The following is a 3,754-nucleotide window of genomic DNA, read 5'->3' as shown; positions in this document are numbered from 1 at the left end:
CTCTGCGCGATAGCTGGGACGGTCCTTTGGTGGTCAAAGGCGTCGGACGCCCCGACGACGCCGCGCGCCTGACCGATGAAGGTGCCGATGCAATCTGGGTCAGCACCCATGCCGGTCGCCAAGTTGATGGCGGTCCTGCCAGTATCGAAATCCTCCCCGCGATCCGGGCCGCGACCACCTTGCCTGTTATCTTTGATAGCGGCGTCGAAGGTGGATTGGATGTGCTGCGCGCCATCGCGCTCGGCGCGGATTTCGTGATGCTGGGCCGTGCGTTTCATTACGGACTGGCAGCAATGGGTGAACCGGGCGCGGCGCATGTGCTTGATATCCTGCGGCAGGATATGATCAGCAATATGGGTCAATTGGGCGCGCGCAACCTGCGCGATCTGTCCACTTGCCTGCGCGCGCCGCAGCAATCGTTATAGACGATCCCGAATTTGCTGCTTACCAATGCTGCAACTGCGAAAGGAACCATTATGACCGATTTCAAAAAGATCCTGATTGCCAACCGCGGCGAGATTGCGATCCGCATCATGCGCGCCGCCAACGAGATGGGCAAGAAAACCGTCGCCGTGTTCGCCGAGGAAGACAAGCTGGGCCTGCACCGTTTCAAGGCGGACGAGGCGTACCGGATCGGTGAAGGCATGGGGCCTGTCGCGGCTTATCTCTCGATCGAGGAAATCATCCGGGTAGCGAAAATGTCCGGCGCGGATGCGATCCACCCCGGCTATGGCCTGCTGTCAGAAAACCCCGATTTCGTGGATGCCTGCACCGCGAACGGCATCACCTTCATCGGACCCAAGGCCGAAACCATGCGCCAATTGGGTGACAAGGCCAGCGCCCGCCGCGTCGCGATGGAGGCTGGCGTGCCCGTCATCCCCGCCACCGAAGTGCTGGGCGACGATATGGACGCGATCCGCAAGGAAGCAGCCGAGGTTGGCTATCCACTGATGCTCAAGGCCTCATGGGGCGGCGGCGGGCGCGGGATGCGTCCGATCATGAATGAAAAGGAACTGGAAGAAAAAGTGCGCGAAGGCCGGCGCGAGGCCGAAGCCGCATTTGGCAATGGCGAAGGTTATCTGGAAAAGATGATCATGCGCGCCCGCCATGTCGAGGTGCAGATCCTGGGCGACAGCCACGGTCAGATCTATCACCTTTGGGAACGCGATTGTTCGGTCCAGCGCCGCAATCAAAAGGTCGTGGAACGCGCCCCCGCCCCCTATCTGTCCGACACCCAGCGCGAACAGATTTGCAATTTGGGCAAGAAAATCTGCGCTCATGTCAATTACGAATGCGCAGGCACGGTCGAATTCCTGATGGATATGGACAATGGCGAGTTCTACTTCATCGAAGTGAACCCGCGTGTGCAGGTCGAACATACCGTCACCGAGGAAGTCACAGGCATCGACATTGTGCGTGCGCAAATCCTGATCGCCGAAGGCAAATCCATTGTCGAGGCGACAGGCTGCGCCTCGCAATATGACGTCAAACTCGACGGTCACGCGTTGCAATGCCGGGTCACGACAGAAGACCCGCAGAACAATTTCATCCCCGATTACGGACGCATCCAGATGTATCGCTCGGCGACCGGGCCGGGCATCCGGCTTGACGGCGGCACCGCCTATTCGGGTGCCGTGATCACGCGCTATTATGACAGCCTGCTGACCAAAGTCACAGCGCGCGCGCCCACACCGGAAATGGCGATTGCGCGGATGGACCGCGCCTTGCGCGAATTCCGCATCCGGGGCGTTTCCACCAATATCGCGTTTGTCGAGAACCTGCTGAAGCACCCGACCTTTCTGAACAACGAATACCACACCAAATTCATTGACGAGACGCCGGAGCTGTTCAATTTCACCAAACGCCGCGACCGGGCGACGAAGATCCTGACCTATATCGCCGATATCACCGTGAACGGGCATCCTGAAACCGCAGGCCGGCCGCGCCCTGCGGCCGATATCCGCCTGCCGCACCCACCGGTGAAACCGACCAGCAACCTGACGCCCGGCACTCGCAATATCCTTGAGGACCGGGGGCCAGCGGCAGTGGCGCAATGGATGCTAGACCAGCCACAGGTACTGATCACCGACACGACGATGCGCGACGGACACCAATCCTTGCTGGCAACACGGATGCGGTCCATCGACATGATCAACGCAGCCCCTGCCTATGCCGCCAAGATGCACGGGCTGTTCAGTGTCGAATGCTGGGGCGGCGCGACCTTTGACGTGGCCTACCGTTTCTTGCAGGAATGCCCTTGGCAACGCCTGCGCGATATCCGCGCGGTGATGCCCAATATCATGACGCAGATGTTGCTGCGCGCCTCCAATGGGGTGGGATACACAAATTACCCCGACAATGTGGTGCAAAGCTTCGTCGCGCAGGCCGCCACATCCGGTGTCGATGTGTTCCGGGTGTTCGACAGTCTGAACTGGGTCGAAAACATGCGCGTCGCGATGGATGCCGTGATCGCGGCGAACAAGGTCTGCGAAGGCACGATTTGCTATACCGGCGACCTGCTCGACCCCGCGCGCAGCAAATATGACCTGAAATATTACATCGGCATGGCCAAGGATCTGGAAGCCGCAGGCGCGCATGTGCTGGGCCTGAAAGACATGGCTGGCCTGTTGAAACCCGCCGCCGCGACCGTCCTGATCAAGGCGCTAAAGGATGAAATCGGTCTGCCAATCCATTTCCACACGCATGACACATCAGGTGCGGCGATTGCCACGGTGCTGGCCGCGGCTGCGGCGGGCGTCGATTGCGTCGATGCGGCGATGGATGCTTTGTCCGGCAATACATCGCAGCCGACCCTGGGATCGATTGTCGAAGCGTTGCGCGGCACGGATCGTGACACTGGCCTTGATATCGCGGCGATCCGCGAGATCAGCAATTACTGGGAACAGGTGCGTGCGCATTACACCGCCTTCGAAAGCGGGCTGCAGGCCCCCGCTTCCGAAGTCTACCTGCACGAAATGCCCGGTGGACAATTTACCAACCTCAAGGCGCAAGCACGCTCGCTTGGGCTCGAAGAACGCTGGCACGAGGTGGCCCAGACCTATGCCGATGTGAACCAGATGTTCGGTGATATCGTTAAGGTGACGCCGTCGTCCAAGGTCGTGGGTGACATGGCGCTTATGATGGTCAGTCAGGGGCTGACCCGCCAGCAGGTGGAAGATCCCAAGGTGGATGTCTCTTTCCCCGACAGCGTGATCGACATGATGCGCGGCAATCTGGGGCAACCGCCGGGCGGCTGGCCTGCGGCGTTGCAAAAAAAGATTCTCAAAGGCGAAAAGCCCCAGACCGAACGCCCCGGCAAATCCTTGCCGCCGGTTGATCTGGCGAAGACGAAAAAGGAGCTGGCGGCGAAATTCGAGGATGTCATCATCGATGACGAAGACCTCAATGGCTATCTGATGTATCCCAAGGTGTTCACCGATTACACCGCCCGCCATGAAATCTATGGGCCCGTCCGCACGCTGCCGACCCGCACGTTTTTCTATGGTATGGAACCGGGCGAGGAAATCGCCGCAGAAATCGACCCCGGCAAGACGCTCGAAATCCGCATGCAGGCTGTCGCCGACATGAACGAGGATGGCGAAGTCAAAGTGTTTTTTGAACTCAACGGCCAGCCGCGCACGATCCGGGTTATGAACCGGTTGGCTTCTGCCGACAAGGTGCAGCGGCCCAAGGCGGAGAACGGTAACGCAGATCACATCGGCGCTCCGATGCCCGGCGTGGTCGCCAGCGTCGC

The 3,754-nt window shown here is 59.9% G+C and carries 2 protein-coding genes; both read left to right on the top strand.

The features are described from left to right. Positions 1-425: alpha-hydroxy acid oxidase (locus tag ACK4TM_RS17210; RefSeq protein ID WP_409703746.1), on the top strand; the 425-nt coding region annotated here is incomplete at its 5' end. A gap of 51 nt (positions 426-476) precedes the next feature. Continuing rightward, positions 477-3,754, top strand: a 3,278-nt coding sequence (gene pyc / locus ACK4TM_RS17205) for a pyruvate carboxylase (RefSeq protein ID WP_409703743.1), incomplete at its 3' end; no start/stop codon positions are given.

It is taken from the genome of Yoonia sp. (genome assembly GCF_046292185.1).
Classification (GTDB): Bacteria; Pseudomonadota; Alphaproteobacteria; order Rhodobacterales; family Rhodobacteraceae; genus Yoonia.
The sequence above is the reverse complement of the archived record's forward strand: the minus strand, read 5'-3'. Positions and strand labels throughout refer to the sequence as shown.